The 19,655-nt window shown below is 69.8% G+C and carries 20 protein-coding genes; 9 read left to right on the top strand and 11 right to left on the bottom strand.

Annotation, left to right across the window (positions count from 1 at the left end; translation table 11 throughout):
- The first annotated feature begins 356 nt into the window (after window positions 1-356).
- Genes NV1_RS21060 through NV1_RS21050 form a run of 3 tightly spaced genes read left to right on the top strand, consistent with a single transcriptional unit; the run spans window position 357 to window position 2,483 of the window.
- Window positions 357-1,172, top strand: coding sequence for a hypothetical protein (locus tag NV1_RS21060; protein WP_157117181.1), 816 nt, complete (start codon window positions 357-359; stop codon window positions 1,170-1,172).
- Window positions 1,172-1,720, top strand: a complete 549-nt coding sequence (locus tag NV1_RS21055; RefSeq protein WP_067893787.1) for an alpha/beta-hydrolase N-terminal domain-containing protein — start codon at window positions 1,172-1,174, stop codon at window positions 1,718-1,720. The genes NV1_RS21060 and NV1_RS21055 overlap by 1 nt, the downstream gene beginning before the upstream one ends.
- Window positions 1,721-1,724: 4 nt before the next feature.
- Window positions 1,725-2,483 (top strand): SDR family oxidoreductase, encoded by a 759-nt coding sequence (locus tag NV1_RS21050; RefSeq protein WP_067893785.1) that lies wholly within the window; start codon window positions 1,725-1,727, stop codon window positions 2,481-2,483.
- Window positions 2,484-2,495: 12 nt separating this feature from the next.
- Here the strand turns inward: NV1_RS21050 and NV1_RS21045 are convergent, their stop codons facing one another.
- The 3 genes from NV1_RS21045 to NV1_RS21035 all read right to left on the bottom strand — a co-directional run bounded on the left by NV1_RS21045 (window position 2,496) and on the right by NV1_RS21035 (window position 5,564).
- Window positions 2,496-3,344 carry a lysophospholipid acyltransferase family protein gene (locus NV1_RS21045; protein WP_067893783.1) on the bottom strand — a complete coding sequence of 283 codons (849 nt, stop codon included), beginning with the start codon at window positions 3,342-3,344 and terminating at the stop codon, window positions 2,496-2,498.
- A gap of 304 nt (window positions 3,345-3,648) precedes the next feature.
- Window positions 3,649-4,308, bottom strand: coding sequence for a response regulator (locus NV1_RS21040; protein WP_067893781.1), 660 nt, complete (start codon window positions 4,306-4,308; stop codon window positions 3,649-3,651).
- Window positions 4,305-5,564, bottom strand: coding sequence for a sensor histidine kinase (locus NV1_RS21035; RefSeq protein WP_245713832.1), 1,260 nt, complete (start codon window positions 5,562-5,564; stop codon window positions 4,305-4,307). The genes NV1_RS21040 and NV1_RS21035 overlap by 4 nt, the downstream gene beginning before the upstream one ends.
- Window positions 5,565-5,944: 380 nt before the next feature.
- Between NV1_RS21035 and NV1_RS21030 the strand changes: the two genes are divergently transcribed.
- Both NV1_RS21030 and NV1_RS21025 read left to right on the top strand, forming a co-directional pair.
- Complete coding sequence (locus NV1_RS21030) at window positions 5,945-7,306, top strand: M20/M25/M40 family metallo-hydrolase (RefSeq protein WP_084525572.1); 1,362 nt, start codon at window positions 5,945-5,947, stop codon at window positions 7,304-7,306.
- A 65-nt stretch (window positions 7,307-7,371) separates the two neighbouring features.
- Window positions 7,372-7,914: a YbhB/YbcL family Raf kinase inhibitor-like protein gene (locus NV1_RS21025; RefSeq protein WP_067893778.1), complete on the top strand. Its 543-nt coding sequence runs from the start codon at window positions 7,372-7,374 to the stop codon at window positions 7,912-7,914.
- A gap of 59 nt (window positions 7,915-7,973) precedes the next feature.
- Here the strand turns inward: NV1_RS21025 and NV1_RS21020 are convergent, their stop codons facing one another.
- The 3 genes from NV1_RS21020 to NV1_RS21010 are packed head-to-tail and all read right to left on the bottom strand — an operon-like array spanning window position 7,974 to window position 10,305.
- Entirely contained in the window at window positions 7,974-8,183 is a 210-nt protein-coding gene (locus NV1_RS21020) for a hypothetical protein (protein WP_157117180.1), read from the bottom strand.
- Between the two features lie 17 nt (window positions 8,184-8,200).
- Window positions 8,201-8,854, bottom strand: coding sequence for a GTP cyclohydrolase II (locus NV1_RS21015; protein ID WP_245713831.1), 654 nt, complete (start codon window positions 8,852-8,854; stop codon window positions 8,201-8,203).
- Window positions 8,851-10,305, bottom strand: a complete 1,455-nt coding sequence (locus NV1_RS21010; RefSeq protein WP_067893937.1) for a PfkB family carbohydrate kinase — start codon at window positions 10,303-10,305, stop codon at window positions 8,851-8,853. The genes NV1_RS21015 and NV1_RS21010 overlap by 4 nt, the downstream gene beginning before the upstream one ends.
- Before the next feature lie 665 nt (window positions 10,306-10,970).
- On the opposite strand from NV1_RS21010, the gene NV1_RS21005 reads away from it, so the two are divergent.
- Complete coding sequence (locus NV1_RS21005; RefSeq protein WP_067893774.1) at window positions 10,971-11,333, top strand: hypothetical protein; 363 nt, start codon at window positions 10,971-10,973, stop codon at window positions 11,331-11,333.
- A 42-nt stretch (window positions 11,334-11,375) separates the two neighbouring features.
- Here NV1_RS21005 and NV1_RS21000 read toward each other — a convergent pair whose 3' ends face one another.
- Genes NV1_RS21000 through NV1_RS20990 form a run of 3 tightly spaced genes read right to left on the bottom strand, consistent with a single transcriptional unit; the run spans window position 11,376 to window position 13,776 of the window.
- Window positions 11,376-12,476: a quinone-dependent dihydroorotate dehydrogenase gene (locus tag NV1_RS21000; RefSeq protein ID WP_067893772.1), complete on the bottom strand. Its 1,101-nt coding sequence runs from the start codon at window positions 12,474-12,476 to the stop codon at window positions 11,376-11,378.
- A 5-nt stretch (window positions 12,477-12,481) separates the two neighbouring features.
- Window positions 12,482-12,748 (bottom strand): DUF5703 family protein, encoded by a 267-nt coding sequence (locus NV1_RS20995; protein ID WP_067893769.1) that lies wholly within the window; start codon window positions 12,746-12,748, stop codon window positions 12,482-12,484.
- Window positions 12,748-13,776, bottom strand: a complete 1,029-nt coding sequence (locus NV1_RS20990; RefSeq protein ID WP_067893767.1) for an NHL repeat-containing protein — start codon at window positions 13,774-13,776, stop codon at window positions 12,748-12,750. The genes NV1_RS20995 and NV1_RS20990 overlap by 1 nt, the downstream gene beginning before the upstream one ends.
- A 266-nt stretch (window positions 13,777-14,042) precedes the next feature.
- Here NV1_RS20990 and NV1_RS20985 point away from each other — a divergent pair, with 266 nt between their 5' ends.
- The 3 genes from NV1_RS20985 to NV1_RS20975 all read left to right on the top strand — a co-directional run bounded on the left by NV1_RS20985 (window position 14,043) and on the right by NV1_RS20975 (window position 17,397).
- Window positions 14,043-14,399 (top strand): hypothetical protein, encoded by a 357-nt coding sequence (locus tag NV1_RS20985; RefSeq protein WP_067893934.1) that lies wholly within the window; start codon window positions 14,043-14,045, stop codon window positions 14,397-14,399.
- Window positions 14,400-14,642: 243 nt separating this feature from the next.
- Window positions 14,643-15,185: a WKL family lipoprotein gene (locus NV1_RS20980; RefSeq protein ID WP_067893931.1), complete on the top strand. Its 543-nt coding sequence runs from the start codon at window positions 14,643-14,645 to the stop codon at window positions 15,183-15,185.
- Between the two features lie 40 nt (window positions 15,186-15,225).
- Complete coding sequence (locus NV1_RS20975) at window positions 15,226-17,397, top strand: MMPL family transporter (protein ID WP_245713830.1); 2,172 nt, start codon at window positions 15,226-15,228, stop codon at window positions 17,395-17,397.
- A gap of 18 nt (window positions 17,398-17,415) precedes the next feature.
- Here the strand turns inward: NV1_RS20975 and NV1_RS20970 are convergent, their stop codons facing one another.
- Both NV1_RS20970 and NV1_RS20965 read right to left on the bottom strand, forming a co-directional pair.
- On the bottom strand, window positions 17,416-18,264 hold the full coding sequence (locus tag NV1_RS20970; protein WP_084525571.1) for a heme ABC transporter ATP-binding protein: 849 nt from the start codon (window positions 18,262-18,264) through the stop codon (window positions 17,416-17,418).
- Window positions 18,261-19,283 carry a FecCD family ABC transporter permease gene (locus NV1_RS20965; protein WP_067893763.1) on the bottom strand — a complete coding sequence of 341 codons (1,023 nt, stop codon included), beginning with the start codon at window positions 19,281-19,283 and terminating at the stop codon, window positions 18,261-18,263. The genes NV1_RS20970 and NV1_RS20965 overlap by 4 nt, the downstream gene beginning before the upstream one ends.
- Between the last annotated feature and the right edge of the window lie 372 nt (window positions 19,284-19,655).

Below are 19,655 nucleotides of genomic sequence, written 5' to 3'. Positions count from 1 at the left end.
CGCACACTGCGTCGGCGCACATCATCGCGCATCGGGCACCGTGTGCCGCGCGGCAGGGCGGGTACGAAGGAACGGGATCGCCTGCCCGAGGCGGCGATTCCCGGTCGCATCCGCAGGCTCCGAGAGCGCTCGCTGAGCGAGAGCGAAGAATCGTACCGCGACGTGGCCGGTGACGCGACGGCGAAAGTTGTCCTCGCATCATGGAACTCGCCGTCCCGACCCGTCTGCCTCGATCGCACATCGTCGGCACGGACGCACCCGCTGCAAAGGTGCTGACGAGGCATTTGTCCTGAGATCGGGTGCGTGAACCGGCCTCGACTACACTTCCACGCCCCTATCGCATACCTTCGGACATCGTGAGTGATGTAACACCGGCCCGACCGGATGGCCCGCCGGACCCGTCTCCCGCCGCCCCGCACAGTCCACACAGTTCGCAGGGCGCACACGCTCTGCGCAGATATGTCTCGTTACGCCGGGTGCGTTCGCGGGATGTGCGCCGCCAGCTGGGCTCGATGATGATGGCGTTGCTCACCGCCACGGTCACCCTGGCCTTCGCGCCGGCCATGCACGCCTCGGCGTCGGTGAACAATCCGGGCTCGGAGAACCGGGCGGCGCGCACCGCGGTGACCGATCTGATCGGTGCGCATCCGTGGGATGTGCGGCTTCCGGCCGATTTCGCCGCGGGGGCGGGGTACCGGCCGGTGGTGGAAAACCATCTGCTGGTCGACCCGGGCGGGGCGTGTTCGTCCCCGATCCAGTTGCCGGCCGAGTTCACCTCCGCCTGCCGTGCCCACGATCTGGGTTACGACGTGCTGCGTTATGCCGAGCATCGGCATCAGCCGCTGGGTGCGTGGGGCCGTCAGGCCATCGACGCGGTGTTCCAGCAGCGCATCCACACCGCGTGTGAATCGCGGGCGGACAGTGTCTCGGAGACCGGTTGCGAACTGATGGCGACAGTGGCCACGACCGGGGTGGACCTGAACTCCCGTCGGCAGAACTACGCCACGCCCGAACCGGAGTATCTGTTCGGTACGCAATTGTCCGGCAAGACCTTCGATCATCAGCTCTGGCATATCGGCGGCCCGGCCGCCGTGACGGTGTTCGGCGTACTGCTGTTGCTGGTGGTGGCCGCGATCGGATATCGCCGCTGGAGCCGCAAGGTGGTGGCGTGATGAGCCGGATACGTCCCCGGGTGGGCACCATCGTGGCGGTGACGATCGCCGCGGTCGTATCGCTGCTGCCCGCGGTCCTGCCGCGGACCTCGCCCACCCAGGCGGTGCTCACCGGTGTCCTGGTCGCCGTGGCGATCGGGATCGCCGGGCTGGGGCGAATCGTGTTGCGGCGCCGCGGTATCGACGTCGAGGCGCGGTGGGGGCACCATCGGGTGCCGGTGTTGCTGCTGTGCGGGTTCGCGGTGATCGCCGCGACGGTGAACGCCTCACATTGGCAGAGCGGGCTGCGCGCGGACATGGGAATGGCGCCGATCGGCCCGGTGTACTGGCTGCGGGCCGCGGTGGGCACCGCCGTACTCGCGGCAATCCTGGTGGGAGCGTCCCGGGGGCTGCGCTGGGTGATGCGCAAGATGAGCGGCGCCGATCGGCGTCTGCCGGCCCAGTTGCCCACGCCTGCGCTGCCGGAGGTTCCCGCCGCCGGGGACGACCGGATCGACGCCACACCGGCCGAGCCGCAGCCCGCGGTCTCCGGGCAGGTATCGGGTTAGTCTCGTGGCCGTGTCCGACCGCAAGATCATTCTCGTCACCGGCGCGGGGTCCGGTCTGGGCCGCGCGGTCACCGTCGCGTCGAGCGCGGCGGGACATCACGTCGTCGCGGCGGGTCGCACGGCCGCGACGCTCGCCGAGACCGTCTCGGCCGCACCGGGTCCTGGGTCGGCCGAGGCCGTCACCGCCGATGTCACCGACGCCGAATCGGTGCGGGAGCTGTTCGAGCACATCGAACGTCGCTGGTCCCGTCTGGACGTGCTGATCAACAATGCCGGACTGTTCGGTCCGACGCAGCCGATCGAGCAGGTCGAACACGCGCAGTGGCGCCGGGTGATCGATACGAATCTGACCGGCTCGTTCCTGTGCGCACAGGAAGCGTTCGGGCTGATGCGCCGACAGGACCCCGCAGGCGGGCGGATCATCAACAACGGCTCGATCTCCGCGCACGTGCCGCGGCCCTACGCGGTGGCCTATACCGCCAGCAAGCACGCGGTGACCGGACTGACCAAGGCGCTGGCCCTCGAGGGCCGTGCCCACGGCATCGCGGTCGGTCAGATCGACATCGGTAATGCGGCGACGGATCTGACCGCGGGAATCGCCGCGGGAGCCTTGCAGGCCGACGGCACGGTGCGGCCCGAACCCACCATCGACGCGGCCGATGTGGCCCGGCTCGTCGTCCAGACGATCGCCCTTCCGCTGGATACCGCCGTGCCGTTCCTGACGGTGATGGCGACGGGCATGCCCTATATCGGGCGCGGCTGAGCGACCGGCGGGTCAGAGGAATCCGGCCAGCGCGGACAGCGGGCCGGGCAGTCCGGCGAGGTGGGTGCGGATACCGCTGGTGACCGGATTCGGCGTCTCGGCGCGCAGCCGGTCGAGTTCGGCCTGCATGGTCGAGAGAGTCTGCTCGTAGCAGCGATCGACCGTGGCCTCGTCGCAGTGGTCGCCGGGCTCGGTGGACCATTGCAGCGGCGGCAGGAAGCTCACTCGCACCGATGCGGGTAGCGGCACCTGCGGCAGGACCGGCGCGACACCGAAGGGCAGGCCCAGGGTGAAGGGGAAGACCTTGGTGCGGAACAGTTTGTCCAGTCCCAGCAGTCGTGCGGCGCGTGCGCCGCGGCTCAGCACGAAGATCGCGTCGTGACCGCCGTCGGCGACCGCGGGGATCACCGGGATGCCCAGTTCCAAGGCCAGGCGTACGAATCCGCGGCGCCCGGCGAAATCGACCTTGCCGCGCTCGGTCCACGGTCGGCATGCCTCCCAGTCGCCGCCGGGATACACCAGCACCGCCCCGCCGTCCTTGACCGCGTTGATGGCCGCCTCCCGGCACGCCGGAAGCACACCGATGCTCTGCAGGCTCTCCCCGAGAATCGGTGTGCGCAAAAGAATGTCGTGCGCGACGCCGAAACTGGGCTCGCCCTTGCGGTGGTCGAGCATGGCCATGAAGGTGATCCATACCTCCGGCGCCCAGTAGATCGAGGAGTGGTTGCCGATGATCAGGGCCGGGCCCGAGGTGGGGAGATTCTCCAGACCGGTGACACGTGGAGTGAAATATTTCGTGTACGCCCGCCCGGCGAGGATCAGCGGGTGGTCGGGATCGGGGAGTGTTGTAGGGGTGTTCATATGCCTTCCTGTGTTGTCGGGTCGTCAGGAGTAACGGCAGCATGGCGAGCGCGCCGACGTGACGTCCGGGGTGCGTGGGCCGCGGCCATCATCGAGCGGCAGTGACTCTGCCCTCGGTCTCATCCCCGTTGATATTCCCCGAATGGGCCGCGTATCACGCGGTCCGATGTGGCGCGCGCTCCGCGATCGTCATCGATCGCCGCGGCCGTCCTCCTGCATTTCCGACGGTAGCAAGACAAGCATTTGCTTGGTAGCGGATGACTGAGCAATGTGGGTTATCCCACTGTGATGACTGTCCCGGACATCAAGGAGCGGGACGCACCAACCCGTTCTGGTGGGCGTACACCACCGCGTGAATCCGATCGCGCACGCCGAGCTTGGCCAGAACCCGGGAGACGTGCGTTTTCACCGTCTCCTCGCCGACATGCAGCGCCGCGGCGATCTCGCTGTTGCTGCGGGCATCAGCGAGCAGCAGCAGTACCTCCTTCTCCCGGGCGGTGAGCGTTGCGACCTCGGGCGGCTCGGCCGGGTCGGTGAGCGTGCCGGCGAACCGCCCGGCCAGGCGCCGGGTCATCGACGGGTCGATCACCGCGTCACCGCGCGCGGCGATGCGCACCGCGGCGATCAACTCCTCCGGCGGCAGGGTCTTGAGCAGGAATCCGCTGGCCCCGGCCTGTAATGCCCGCGCCAGACTCGCCTCGCTGTCGTAGGTGGTCAGCACCAGTACGCGGGTGCCGCCGGCCGCGACGATCGCCTCGGTGGCGGCCAGTCCGTCGAGTTTCGGCATGCGCACGTCCAGGATCGCCACATCCGGTCGCAGCCGGGATACCTCGGCCACGGCCGAGCGCCCATCACCGACGTCGGCCACGCATTCGGTTTCCGGATGGGCCTGCATCACAGCGCGCAGCCCGGACCGGAACATGGCGTGGTCATCGGCGATCAGGACCCGGATCGGGGTGTTCATGTGCCTCCCAGAGGTAGCGATACCGTGATGCGCCAACGGTTTCGGTCGTCGATCCCGTAATCGACCGTGCCGCCGAACAATTCGGCGCGACGCCGGATCCCGTCCAGGCCTCGATGCAGCGAATGCGCCGTATCCGGCTGCGCAGCGACCGGATTGGTTTCGCAGATCAGTACCCGGTCGCTGCGCTCGTCCACCGTGAGGTCGGCGCGGCCGTCGCCGTGGCGCAGCGCGTTGGTGAGCATCTCCTGCACGATCCGGTACACGGTCACATCCAGCGATTCGGGCAGCGGTGTGCCCGAGCCGCGGGTGTGGATCGCAAGGTCCAGTCCGGTCTCGCGCACGTGTGCGGCCAGTTCCTCGATATCGGCGAGTCCGGGTTGGCGTCGTCCGGCCTCGTCGCGGCCGTGTAACAGATCGAGCTGACGGCGCAGATCCACCATCGCCGCGCGGCTGCTCGCCTCGACCGCGGCCAGGGATCTGGTCGCCGCGTCGTCCGGGGCCGCGCCGGCCGTGAGCGCCAGCCGCGCGGCGCCGGCATGGATGCCGATGGCGCTGACGTGGTGGGAGATCACGTCGTGCAGGTCGCGGGCGATCGCCTCGCGTTCGTCGGCCAGCGCGCGGTCCAGCGCGGCGCGCTGTTCGTGACGCCGAAGCCGTTCGCGCTGTTCGAGTTCGGCGATATAGGCGCCGCGGGCAGTGGTGTATCGGCCGACCAGCCACGGCAGCACGCCGGTGGAAACCGCCGTGATGGCCAGCAGACGCCAGTCGTGCGCGGCGGGACCGTTGGCGATCAGTGCGCTACCGCACGCGCCCGCACCCAGCAGCGGCACGATGATCAGTGAGGCGCGCCCGGACAGCCACGCACCGGCCCGGTATCCGGCGATGAGGAAACCGACGTCCCCGATGCGCACCGGCAGCCCGTGCCCGTGCAATAGCGCGGCACCGGCCAGCCGCAGCGCCACCTGCGCGACGGCCACCACCGCGGCGGTGCGGGGTGCGGCGGCGAAGGCCAGGTCCGCGGCGACGATCAGGACCGTCACCGCGGTGGCGGGAACCGGTGCGACGGTGAAGATTCCGGACATCGTGATGATGACCGTGTCCAGGATCGCGGTGGCGACGGCCACCAGTATCGACTGCCGGGACAGCGATCGCAGGATCCCGGCCAGGTCACCGCCCTCGGCGGTATTGACATCGCGCGCCGAGGCGAACAGGTGCGGCAGCCGCGCGTCGGGCGGATATGCCGGTCCGGTGAACACCTCAGGGACGATACCCGCAGGCCACGGCCCGATCGTCCCGCGAGCGAGGGATACCGGGTCCCCCGGCGGGGCGAGCGTCCACCGACCCGCGACACACCATGTGCCCAACCGCTGGCACCGGGTTCGGTCGCATTTGCGAGAGCGGGACGGGCTGGGTGAACCTGTTGCGGTGCAATGCAATACGTGGATCAGCCGGATTCGGGAGGGTTCGGACCCGTTACCTGTGCGTGGACTGCGGTGCCCGGCACCGGTCCCGGTCCGTTGATCGTGACCGCGCGGACAGCCGCCCGCGATGCGGTACCGCGTGCGCGGCGCGGGGGATTACGCGCGAGCTGCGGGCAAGGCGTGGCCGGGGGCTGCGGCAATGGTAGGAAGGGGACGTGTCCGCAACTGGTGAAGACAGGCGATCGGAATCGACTTCCCGCGCGGTATCGGAGGTGGTGGATCTGGTCAGTTCGCTGATCAGGTTCGACACCTCCAATACCGGGGATCTGGCCACGACCAAGGGGGAGCGCGAGTGCGCGGAATGGGTGGCCGATCAGTTGCAGCAGGCCGGCTACATCACCGAATACGTGGAATCGGGGGCGCCGGGCCGCGGTAACGTCTTCGCCCGTCTGCGGGGCGCGGACCCGAGCCGGGGGGCGCTGATGATCCACGGTCATCTGGATGTGGTGCCCGCGGAGGCCTCGGATTGGAGTGTGCACCCGTTCTCCGGTGCGGTGCGCGACGGTTACGTGTGGGGCCGCGGCGCGATCGATATGAAGGATATGGTCGGCATGACGCTGGCCGTGGCGCGGCAGTTCAAGATCGAGGGCACGGTCCCGCCGCGGGATCTGGTGTTCGCGTTCTTGGCCGATGAGGAGAACGGCGGGCGCTGGGGTTCGCAGTGGCTCGCGGACAACCGTCCCGATCTGTTCGACGGCGTCACCGAGGCCGTCGGCGAGGTGGGCGGGTTCTCGTTGACCGTGCCGCGCCCGGACGGCACCGAACGGCGGCTGTATCTGGTGGAGACCGCGGAGAAGGGGCTGGGCTGGATGCGCTTGCGCGCCAAGGCTCGTGCCGGACACGGGTCGTTTCTGCACGAGGACAACGCGGTCACGATCCTGGCCGATGCGGTGGCGCGGCTGGGTAAGCACACCTTCCCGCTGGTGCTGTCGGATTCGGTCGCGGAATTCCTGGCCGCGGTATCGGAGGAGTCGGGTCTGCAATTCGATCCCGACAGCCCCGATATCGAGGGTCAGCTGGCCAAGCTGGGCACGATCTCGCGGATCATCGGCGCGACCCTGCGCGATACCGCCAATCCGACGATGCTGCAGGCCGGATACAAGGCCAACGTCATCCCGCAGACCGCGGAGGCGGTGGTGGACTGCCGGGTGGTGCCGGGCCGCCAGGCCGCGTTCGAACGCGAGGTCGACGAGCTGATCGGCCCGGATGTCGAGCGCGAGTGGATCACCGAACTCGATTCCTACGAAACGACGTTCGACGGGCATCTGGTCGACGCGATGAATGCCGCGGTGCTCGCGCACGATCCGAACGGGCGTACGGTGCCGTATATGCTCTCCGGCGGCACCGATGCGAAAGCGTTCGCGCGCTTGGGAATTCGCTGCTTCGGTTTCGCGCCGCTGCGATTGCCGCCCGAACTGGACTTCTCGGCGCTGTTCCACGGCGTCGACGAGCGGGTCCCGGTGCCCGCACTGGAGTTCGGTACCAAGGTTTTGGAACACTTCCTGCTGAACAGCTGACGATTCGAGGGTGGGCCGGGCCGGTTGTGGCCCGGCGTGGACCTCGACGACGAAAGGACAGCCTCGTGCCCGACTATTCCTACAACCCGTACGCATCGCTGCCGCAACTGCCGACGTTCGAGCTGACCTCGGCCGATGTGACCGACGGCAACGCGTTCGCGATCGAGCAGGCCAGTGGCGCGTTCGGCGTTCCCGGTGGCAAGGATGTGTCCCCGCAGCTGTCGTGGTCGGGTTTTCCGGCCGAGACCAAGAGTTTCGCGGTGACCGTCTTCGATCCGGACGCCCCGACCGCCTCGGGTTTCTGGCACTGGGTCGTGGCCGACATCCCGGCCGCGGTCACCTCGCTGGACAGCGGCGCGGGCAGCTCCGGCGGCACGCTGCCGGCCGGGGCGGTGCAGTTGCGCAACGACGGCGGTTTCGCCGGATTCGTCGGCGCGGCGCCTCCGGCCGGGCACGGTTACCACCGGTATTTCATCACCGTGCACGCGGTGGATGTGGAGAGCCTGGGAGTGGGCGCGGACGCGACTCCCGCTTTCCTGGGCTTCAACCTGTTCTCGCACGCCATCGCCCGCGCGCAGATCGTCGGGACGTTCGAGATCCAGGGCTGATTACGCCCGATACCGTGGCCCCGCACGTAATGTGCGGGGCCACAGTGCATTCGGCCGGACTATCGGCGCGTGCGACGCCACGCGTGGGTGATGAACAGGACGAATCCCCCCGCGGCGGCGATGACCGCGGCGGTGGAATGTCCCACGACCACGAGCACGACCACGGCGGTGAGTGCCGCCATGACGACGAGCATGTCGATGAGCGCGGTCCTGGTGGAGGTCGACCGCCGATCCGGATCCTCGGTGGTGTCTGTGCGTTCGACGCTCATCACGGTTCCCGCGATCGTCAGGACAGGTCCGGCGCCCAAGGGGCGTTGTCGGTGGGGATCCAGTGGTGGCGCTGGCGGCGTTTGGCCTCGAGGTAGTTGCCGGCGCGTTCGCTCAGGACCGTGGTGCGCAGCGGGAGGACGGTGACCGCGAGGCCGGTGTCGGTGACCGCGGCGGCCTTGGCCGGGTTGTTGGTGAGCAGTTGGATTCTGCCGATGCCGAGGTTCACCAGGAGTTTGTAGAGGCTTTCGGCGGCCGCGGTGTAGGTGCGTGCGTCGGCGGGATAGCCCAGCGCCTCGTAGCTGGTGAAGGTGTCCGCGCCGGATTGTTCGCTGTGCCGGTAGCCGCGGGCCTTGGCCAGCAGTCCCAGGCCGCGGCCTTCCTGCTCGAGGTAGACCAGCACGCCGGCGCCGGCGTCCTGGATCAGGTCCAGGGTTTTGTCGAGTTCTGGGCCGCAGTCGCAGTCGTCCGAGCCCAGCGACTCCCCGTACAGGCAGCGTGAATGGATACGGACCAGGCAATTCTCGGCCGGTCGGCCGAAGACGAGGATGTGGCCGTGGTCGGTGGCGCCGCCGATCTCGCGCACCTGTAACGGCATTTCACGGCCCCCGCGGCTGAAGGTGTGCTCGGTGTCCCCGGCCGAGCCGAGGGACGGGGGCAGGGCAGTGGTCAACGTTCCTCCGAAGCGAGTTTCACGATGTGGTCGATCCGGTCGGCCGGCGGCATGGCGCTGGGAACATCATCGAGCGACTGCGTGGCTACCATCGCGGCTGTCGCCCAGGTGAAGTCGCCTGTATCGGCGGGCCGCCGCGACCGCAGCAGACGATACGCCAGCGCAGCGGAGAACGCCGCATGAGCACCGGGCGAGCCGGTGAGCAATGTCGGGAACGGCGGGATGTCCACGGTCAGCCGGTCCGAACGCACCGAACAACCGAAATCGTCGATCGTGCAGACGGTTTGCACCCCGTGCATGCGCAATTGCCAGGCGGCTTCGATGGTGCCGGTCAGCCTGCTCAGCTCGTCGCTGGTGCCGATGAGGTAGTCCACCACGCGCAGATGCGGGTAGAGCCGTTCGGGGCGGGTCACCGGGGGTGCGGCGTGCACGATCAGGGTGGGGCGGGGTTCGAGTGCGCCGAGGGTGGCCAGGACGTGCTCGAGGATGGGCACGGGCTGTTCGAAACTCATCAACACCGCGTCCGCGCTGTTCAGGGCCCGGTGTGTGGCCATGGTGGTGAGATCGTCGGCGCTCAGGGTGGCGGGGTCGGTCTTGCAGGCGATGGTGGCCTGCTCGCCCGAGGGGGCCACGATCACGGCGGTGACCGGGGTCGGGGCGTTCGGGAGGATCTTGATCAGATCGGTGCGGACCTGCTGTTCGTGCAGGAAATCCAGGATCCGGCGGCCCGCCTCGTCGTCGCCGACGGCGGCCATCAGATGGACCTCGATGCCGAGGCGGGCCAGCGCCACCGCCCGCGCGAGCCCCTTTCCGCCGGGGTGGGCGATGAAACTGCCGGTGACGGTACCGTGCCCCTGCGGGATGCGCTCGACCCGGTAGAGGTGGTCGATCACCGCGTCGCCCACGACGGTGACCCGGCCGCGAACCTGGGGATCGGCCGGGTCCGCGGCGACGTCGGGCGGATGCGATCCGTAGGTGGTGCCCTCCACCAGCAGGCGGGCGAGCTCGGCGAATGCGCGGTGTTCGGGGTTTCTGCGCAACTGGCTGACCGTCGGCGCGGGCGGGATCGTCTCGGCTCGCACCGCCTCGTGCAGTCGCCGCCAGTGCGCGCACAGGTAGTCCCGGCGCGCGCCGAGATCCTCGGCGTAGAGGCCGGCGGTGTCGATCCGGCCGGCGGTGGCGTCATCGAGCAGGCCGAGAGCCAGTTCGGCATCGGCGATGAGGCGATCGGTCGGGGGCATGCGCCGGACCATCTCGCGGATGACCGGGACGACCGCGTCCTGGCGCCGCAGCCCGAGACGGTCCGCGTACAGGCCGATGACGCGCAGTCCCAGCAGGGCGGCGGCGTCGATCTCGGTGCTGTCCAGGCGATTCGAGCGCAGGCCGCGGCGTTTGCGCAGCCGGGACAGCACATTGCGCACGGCCTCGATCGCCGCGTCGTTTCCGGCCATGGGGCCGACCACCTCCGTTCCGGTGCGCGGGGCTCTCCGATCGCAAACCGACCGACGAACCGGCGATTGCCGGTTTATCGGCGGTCGATTCCGGCAATTCCCAACTTATCGCGACATTTGCCGCTGTGGAACGGCAAGTGCCATAATGCAATCGGCGATCTCGAGCGCCTCTGCTCCGGGGAGGTCATCATGCTGGGAGCGATTCGACCCAGGCGGTGTATCCGTCGGCGACGGTCGATCCGGGTCGACGGCGAGTCCGACGCGGTCACGGTCAGTGCCCATCTCTAGGCCGTCTCGATGCCGGTATTGCGGTATCCGTTCCCGCACAGGCCGTTTCGATTTGGCTCGCACGACGGGAACCGGCACGATCCTCGGTTTCGGCGATCGATCGTTGGTCGGTGATCCCCCCGGTGCGCACGTTCGCCGGGGAGTCGGAACCGGATTGCCGCCCGCGGGGGCGGCTCGTCATCCGATCACCGGTCCTCGGAGTGGCGGACCACGCCACCGCGAGGACGCGCACCCTCGCCGCGATGGTGCGCCCCGGGCGCTGATCAGCGTCGCGGACCACCTACACGACACATCCTCGGCGCCCCGAGCCGACGGTGTGGGTAGCCCTTCCCGGTGCAGCATCCGCTCTGCCCGGCGGCACACGAGAGGAGAACCTCGTGACCATCGAGACGACCCCCTGGACGATGACCAGTGACCGCACCCCCGAGCACGCGTGGCGGGTGGCCGCGGCGGGCACGGCGGTCTGGCGGCTGAGCTGGCTGCCCGATCACCGGCTCACCTTCGAGCAGGCCCTTGCGGGCATGGAGATGGACGAGCTGCTCAGCGACCCGGCCGTAGTGCACGATATGGAGGCTCATCGGCAGGTGTCCGTGCATTCGGCCACCCTCGGGGTGCGATACGAGCATGCGGTGCTGCTGCTGGCGCGCCGGATGTTCGAGCGGTTGCGGCGGCATTCGGGTACTCGCACCCCGCGTGAGGCCGAGCCGGTGCTGTCGGGGTGGATGACACCGAGCCGGTGAGAGAGGTTCTGCCGGTGCGAGATCCCGCGGTGCCTGCCGGACTCAGGTGTGCGCGGTGTGGCCCGCGCCGACCGCTTCGGCGATGTCGGCGTAGCCGTCCGCGCGCAGCCGCGCGGCCAGGCCCCGATGCAGGTGCCGGGTCCACAGCGGTCCGCCGTAGATGAATCCGGTGTAGCCCTGCAGCAGGGTCGCACCGGCCAGGATGCGCTCGTACGCCTGATCGGCGGTCTCGATGCCGCCGACCGAGATCAGTACCAGCCGGTCGCCGACCCGCGCGTAGAGGCGGCGCAGCACCTCGAGGGCGCGCTCGGCGACCGGCGGGCCGGACAGCCCGCCCGCGCCCATCGCGGCGACCTGCTCGGCGGGGGTGCGCAAACCGTCGCGTCCGACGGTGGTGTTGGTGGCCACGATCCCGGCCAGGCCCAGTTCCACGGCCAGATCGGCGACCGCGTCGATGTCCTCGTCCGACAGGTCGGGGGCGATCTTCACCAGCACCGGCACGCGGGGTTCGCCGCCGGTCTCGGCGAGGCAGTCCAGGACCGCGACCAGCAGCGGGCGCAGCGATTCGACCGCCTGCAGATCACGCAGGCCCGGGGTGTTCGGCGAGCTGACGTTGACCACGACGAAATCCGCGAGCGGGCCCAGCAGCCGGGCGCTGGTGACGTAGTCCTCGGCGGCGCGCTCGGCGGGCACGAGCTTGGTCTTGCCGATGTTGGCGCCGATCGGCACCCCGCCGGGCCGCCGGTGGCGCAGTCGCTGTGCCGCCGCGGCCGCGCCCTGATTGTTGAATCCCATCCGGTTGATCAGCGCATGGTCCGCGGGCAGCCGGAACAGCCGTGGGGCGGGGTTGCCCGGCTGCGCCTGCGCGGTGACGGTGCCGACCTCCGCGAAGCCGAAACCCAGTGGGCCCCAGGCATTCACGCCTTCGGCGTTCTTGTCGAACCCGGCGGCCAGGCCCACCGGCGCAGGGAACCGCACCCCGAACGCGGTGGTGCTCAGGATCGGATCGTCGGTGACCGTCAGGCGCGCGAGCACCGCGCGGGTGGGTGCGAACCGGGTCGCCAGGCACATCGCGACGAACGCCCAGTGGTGGATCGTTTCGGGGGGCAACAGGAACATCAGGCGCCGCAGCAGCGAATACATGCGGCTCACATCCCCGGTTCCGGCACCGGGAGGGAGGTCTTGCGCCGCCGCAACAGCACACGGCGGCTGCCGTCGGTGTACGCGCGGACTCGCGAGAGTTCCCAGCCGCCGTATTCGGCATGGATGGACAGCCGGATCGATGCGGTCACCCGATTGACCTCGGGAGGTAATCGCAGCGGCACGTATTCCCATTCCCCGTCGTCGCTGATCTCCTCCCAGCTCGCCGGGATCGACCGCCTGGCGGGTGAACGGTGCGCAGAGGCCCGAGCCATCACTGCCCTCTCTTCCTCTCGTCCGCGCCGATCCGCTGCAGACCGTCGCCGGTCGCGGACCCCACGAACAGATCGCCGGTGCGGGAGTCGACCGTCACCGAGTTCGGCTGGCGCACCGTCGGGTAGCGACCCACTTCCACCGGTATACCCGTCGACAGGTCGAACCCGGCGATCTGATTGCTGCCGGTGAGGGTGACCCACACCGTCTCGGATCGCTGATCATAGGCCAGTGCGTAGGGCGCGGAGCTCAGCGGGAACATCTGATGCATCGCCAGCGGATCGGCGGTGTACACCAGCAGCGCCCCGCCCGCGGTGTCGGTGACCAGTATCCGCCCGAAGTGATCGGTGACCAGGTTGGTCGCGCCCTGCCCGGTGCGCAGGGCCAGGCCGGGGCGCGCGTGGGCGATATCGGCCTGGGTCAGGGTGGTGCGGGCACGGTCGAGCACCGCGACCGCGCTGCCGGGGGCCGCGATCTCGTCGCCGCTCATCCCGTTGATCGTGTGTATCACGTGCCCGTCCGCGGCCAGGATGAGCAACCGCCCGTCGGCCAGGGCGGCGGCCTCGGTGCCGTCGGGGCGCTGGGCGACCGCGCGGACCTGGCCGTCCACCGCGGTGGTGTGCACGGTGGCCGCGGCCACGTCGATGTGCAGCACCGCTCGCCCGGCGGCGGCCAGGATTTGCCCGGCCGGTCCGGGTACGAGGGCGGTCGCGCGGGCGGGCAGGGTCAGGGTGCGTTCGGGGGTGCTGCCGGTGGGGTCCTGGATGCGTACGGTGACACCGTCGCGGTCCAGCAGCACGAGATCGCCGCTGGCCGGTTCGGCCAGCAGTGCGGCGATGGGCCCGGACGCGACGACCGTGCCCGCGGGGGCGGTGTGCTGAACCGGTGCGACCGCGGCGCCGGCGGGCGCGGCGGTGGATGCGGTATCACCGCTGCCGGAATGCCGGGCGCAGCCACTCGCCAGTGCCGCCGCCGCGACCGCGGCCAGCGCGGCCGCGCACACCGATCGGCTCACACCGCGAGCACGCATACTCCGAACTCCTTCTCACCTGCCACCGGGGCGATCCGCGGCACCGCCGCGGCACCGTTCGCCGGCCCGCGCGGCGCCCGCCGATGGCCCCGGCCCGCTCATGCGGGCTTTCTTATCTGACCATGATCGCGGACCGGACCGGCTCGCCGGGGTGGTTCCGCACGAGTGGGCGCGTCGCGGGCACGCCGGGAATACGCGGCGGCTCGGGTTCGTCGATACTCGACGTTACGGTGGACGAGCGCATACGGCCTGATCAGGAGACTCGGTTGAGCACAAACCCAGGTTGCGGTTTTTCCGTGGAGGACATCACCGTCGGCGCGTTCGCGCACGGGTTCGGCACCACCGAGGACGGCCGCTCGTTCGCGTTCCGCACCGTGCGCGCCACACTGCGGCTCGAGATCTACCGCACCGACTCCGGCGCGCAGGTCCCCGGCCCGGAGGATGTGATCGCCGTCGCGCGAGCCCGGGTCACCGATATCGACCTGGACGACGAGCGCAGCGTGATCGCCATGGTGCACGATCTGATCCCGGACGCGGTGCCGGTAATCCCCGACGCCCCGCGCGAAACGACCACGGTCCATGCGCTGCTGCTGCGCCTGAGCGCCGTCATCGACAGCATGTGATCGCCTGGGCCACAACATATCCGGTCCATCCTCCGGCGGCGGCCCGCACCGCCGCGGAACGCAGCCGCGCCACGGCGGGCCGCGAACACACCGGCCCTCCCGCGTGCCCGCCGCCGGTGTGGTTCACCTACCTTGGGGTGGTGAACGCTCGCCCGGGGCCGAGCCGCAGCTGATGGCATATCCGCATGACGGACTGGTGGGACAGTGAGAAGTACGGTTAACTTCGAGGCCGTGAGGATGGCGATGGCAGTGCGAGGAACAACCCGGGGCGCAGCGATCGGCGGTGCGTTGATCGCGCTGGCCGTGCTGACCGCCGCGTGCAGCAGCGACCCGGACGAGGCGTCGGTGGCCGCGGCCCGATCCTCGGCGTACGCCGCGCTGACCTCCTCCGCGCAGGCCGCGGCCGTGAGTTCGGCGAACCGGCCCCCGATTCCGACTGCCGCGCAGCTGGACACCCAGCTCAAGCGCGCCCTGGACCCGTCGCTGCCGGACAGTGACCGCACCAACCTGATCCAGGACGGCGCGGCGTTCCGGTCGGCCATCCCCGATATGTACAAGGCGCTGCACGAACATCCGAACGCGGTGTACGGGGTGGTGGATCCGGTGTTCGACAATCACGACGGCACCCTGACCGCGACCCTGCGCCTGGACAAGGACGGCACCGGGGAGAACGTGCGCACCACCGTCATGCACTTCATCGATCTGGACGGCACGTGGAAGATCTCGCGCACCGACCTGTGCGGCATCCTGCGCTCGGCGGACTACCAGACCCCGGCCTGCGGCTGATCCGGGCCGGGACGGAACGGGAAAACGATTGAGCCGCACGGTGACCGAACATCGAGCCGGTACCGAGCCCGCGCGCATCGAGCAGGGCCGGTTCCGGGAGTTGTCGCTGTGGTGGGGCCGGTTCGTGTACCGGCACCGCTATCCGGTGCTGGCGGTGTTCGTCGCGTTGGTCGCGGTCTCCGGATTCTGCGGGCGCGATCTGGGACCGCGCCTGACCCAGGGCGGCTGGTTCGACGACCACAGCGAATCGGTCATCGCCTCCCAACTGGCCGATCAGACGTTCGGGCGCGACACCGACGCCGACGTGATCGTCCTGTACACCGCCCCGCCGGGACGCACCGTGGACGATCCGGCCGTACACGGCGCGATCACCACCGCGCTGGCGAACCTGCACGCCCGGTATCCGGACCGGATCAAGAAGATCGACAGCTATTTCGACGGCCCGATGATGGGCACATTCGCCGACGCCACGCGCACCCACGCCTTCGCCAGTATCGGGTTGCGCGGCCAGGACACCCAGACGGTGAACAACTACCTGGCCATCGAGGACCGGCTCGGCGCGGGCGCGGCCGGCGCAGGACCCGGCGGCACGACAGTGCAACTGGCCGGGCTGCAACCGGTGGTCGAGGGCATCAATCTGGGGATGCAGCACGATATTCGGCGCGCGGAGCTGATCGCGCTGCCGCTGGTGGCTATCCTGCTGTTCTTCGTGTTCGGCGGTGTGGTGGGTGCGTTGCTGCCGGTGCTGATCGGCGCGATGACCGTGCTGGGCACCCAGGGCATCATCCGGGGGCTGACCGATGTGATCGATGTGAACGTGTTCGCCAGCGCCGTGGTGACATTGGTGAGTCTGGGGTTGGCGATCGATTACGGGCTGTTCGCGGTGACCCGCTTCCGTGAAGAGCTGGCCGCCGGGCAGACCGTGGAGGAGGCCACCGCCCGCACCGTGGCGACCGCGGGGCGCACGGTGTTGTTCTCCGCGGCGATCATCGCGGTGAGCCTGGGCGCGTTGTTCATCTATCCGCATCAGGTGCTGCGGTCGGTGCCCTACGGCGGGATCAGCGCGGTGCTGCTGGCCGCGGTGTTGTCGGTGACGGCGCTTCCGGCGCTGCTGAGCATCGTCGGGACCAGGATCGACCTGTGGGGCTGGCATCGGCTGGCCAGTGTGCGTAGCGCTGAGCCGGTGGAGATCTCTACCACGTTGCGCGACCGGCGCGGGCAGGGATTCTTCTCCGATCTGGCGTTGTTCGCGATGCGCCGCCCGGTGCGGGTGATCGTACCGGTGGTGCTGGGGCTGCTGGTGTTGCTGATCCCGTTCCGGCACATCGAATTCGGCGGATTGAGCGAACGGTATCTGGCCTCGGACAATCCGGCGCGGGTGGCGCAGGAGGATTTCGACCGGCTGTTTCCGGACTTCCGCACCCAACCGCTCAAGCTCGTGGTGGTGGGCGCGAATCCGCAGCAGCTCTCCGACATCCGGTTCCAGGCCAATTTCGCGCCGGGACTGACCGGGCCGTTCGAACCGTCCGCGCCGACCACCCACGGTGTCAACGTGCTCTCGGCCGGGCTGGTGGACCAGCAGCATCCCGACGCGGCGATCGACACCCTGCGCGCGATCCCGCATCCACCCGGTGTGCGGGTGATGGTCGCGGGTGTCCCGGCGCTCGAACTCGACAGCATCCGCGGGCTGATCGGCGGGCTGCCGCTGCTGGCGGCGATTCTGATCTGCGCGGCGCTCGCGCTGATGTACGCGGCGTTCCGCTCGCTGATCCTGGCGGTGAAAGCCGTCGTGATGAGCGCGTTGAGTCTGGGCGCGACGCTGGGCGTGCTGACCTGGATCTTCGTCGAGGGCCACGGCGCGGGGCTGTTCCGCTTCACCCCGGGGCCGCTGATGTTCGCGGTGCTGGTGCTGATCGTGACGGTGCTGTTCGGGCTGTCCACCGACTACGAGGTTTTCCTGCAATCGCGGATGACCGAGGCCCGTGCGGGTGGCGCGCCGCCGCGTGAGGCGATCCGCTACGGCATCGCCCACACCGGCGGGGTGATCACCTCGGCCGCGGCGATCCTGATCGTGGTCACCGGCGCGTTCGGCTTCTCGGATCTGGTGCTGATGAAATACATCGCGTACGGGATGATCGCCGCGCTGATCCTCGATGCCACGGTGATCCGGCTGCTGCTGACCCCGGCGGTGCTGAAACTGGTGTGGCGCTGACCTTTTCGCCGAACCGGGTCAGCGGCGCAGCGGCAGTACCAGTTGCGCGCCGGTGACCGGATGGTCGATGACCTCCACCGGATGCTGGTAGACGCGGGTGAGCAGTGCGGTGGTCAGCACCTCGCGCGGCGGGCCGGACGCGGCCAGGCGGGCGTCCCGCAATACCGCGACGCTGTCGGCGTAGGCCGCGGCGATACCGAGATCGTGCAGTACCACCACGACCGCGGCTCCCGCGGCGGCGCGCTCGCGGGCCAGGTGCAGGACCGCTTCCTGATGGCCCAGATCCAGGGCGGCGGTGGGTTCGTCCAACAGCAAGGTGGTGGTGCGCTGGGCCAGCACGCGCGCCAGCGCCACGCGGGCGCGTTCACCACCGGACAGCGCCGGGAACGGACGCTGGGCGAGGTGGGTGACGTCGGTGGCGGCCATGGCCGCCTCGACGGCCGCCAGGTCCTCGCCCTGGCGCGGGGTGCGCGCCCATGGGGCTCGGCCCATGGTGACGACCTCGCGGGCGGTGAACGGAAACCCGACGTTGTGTGTCTGCGGCAGGACCGCGCGGCGGCGCGCCATATCCGCCACGGTCCAGTGCGCCAGCTCGCGGCCGTCGAGTTCGACTGTGCCGGTGGCGAGTTCGAGTTCTCCGGCCAGGGCCGCCAACAGCGTGGACTTGCCCGCGCCGTTCGGACCGACCAGCGCCAGGATCCGCCCGGCGACCACGTCCAGGCTCACCCGGTCCAATACTCGCCGTCCGCTGCCGCGGTCCACGCTCACCTCTGTGCCGCGCAGGGTGACCGTGCCCGGGGGCGGGTCCTCGGGAATCGCGTGGGTGCGCGCGAGAATCCGGGTGAGCGCCCGGGACACCCCGCTCATGCCCAGCCTCCCGATCGGGCGCGGGTGCGGCGCAGCAGCCAGAAGAAGAACGGGCCGCCGACCAGGGAGGTGAGCATGCCCAGCGGCAGGTCCGCGTTGGTGACCAGATCGCGGGCGCCGATATCGGCGGCCAGCAGCACCACCGCGCCCAGGATCGCCGAGAGCGGGATCAGCACCCGATGCGCCGGTCCCACGAGCATGCGCACCACATGCGGCACGATCAGCCCTACGAACAGGATGATCCCGGTGAATGCCACGCCCGCCGTCGCCAGCACGGCCACGACCAGAACGACGTTGCGCCGCAACCGTTCCACATCCACACCCAGATGCCGCGCCGCGGCCTCACCGAGCGCGAGCAGATCCAGCCGCGGCGCCATCAGAATCGCGGCCAGCACACCCGCGCCGGTCAGCGGCGCGACCACGGCCACCGACTGCCAGGTCGCGCCGTTGAGGCTGCCCAGCTGCCAGAACACGATCTGATCGCGCGCCGCGTTCGAGGCGGTGAACAGCAGGAACGACATCAGCCCACCGGCGAACGCGTTGACCGCCACACCGGTGAGCACCAAGGTCACCGTCTCGGTGCGTCCCCCCGAGCGCGAGAGCAGATACACCAGCAGCGTCGTGCCCAGTCCGGCCACGAACGCGCCCGCGGCCACCGACCATGCCGCGGCGAACGCGCCCCCGACCACGATCACCACTCCGGCGCCGACCGCCGCCCCCGCCGATACCCCGATCACCCCCGGTTCGGCCAGCGGATTGGCGAACACCCCCTGCAACAACGCACCCGCCGTGGCCAGTGCGGCCCCCACCAGCAGCGCCAACACCACCCGCGGGAAACGCACCTGCAGCAACGTCACCTGCCCGGCCGGATGATGCGGCAACGGCCCCCAATCCAGCCCGATCCGGTGCAGCACCGTCCCGGCGACCTCCCACGGCGTCGTGGGCACCTGCCCGATCGCCGCGGACACCAACGCCAACCCCACCAACAGCGCGATGGACACCACGAACGCGACCGTCACCCGTGAGCGCCGAGACCGTCGCGTCCCGGGATCGACACCGCCCTCGCCGGTAGGCGCGGACGCTGTGTTCGAATCCCGTTGCGCGTGAGCGTCATTGCGTGGTGGCGCCGCCGGAACGGATTGCCGCCGTGCCGGGGTGTCGGCGGTGTGCGCCGGTTCGTGTGCACCCGAGGATGCGGTGCTACCGGGCGGGACCTGCGGTTCATGTGCCCGGCCGGGTTCCGGAGCCGAGTCCGGATCGGGTGTTTCAGCGGGGGATACGCCGCTGTGCGGGCTTCGATGCGGTGGTTGCGTGTCTGCATCGATTGCCGATACGGGGACGTCGGGCACCGCGCCGGCGCCGGTGGGGCGGCACCGTGAAATGTCCTGCGG

The organism is Nocardia vaccinii NBRC 15922, from assembly GCF_001613305.1.
GTDB lineage: Bacteria > Actinomycetota > Actinomycetes > Mycobacteriales > Mycobacteriaceae > Nocardia > Nocardia vaccinii.
Note: the sequence above shows the minus strand (reverse complement) of the source record. Positions and strands in the feature narration are given on the sequence as shown.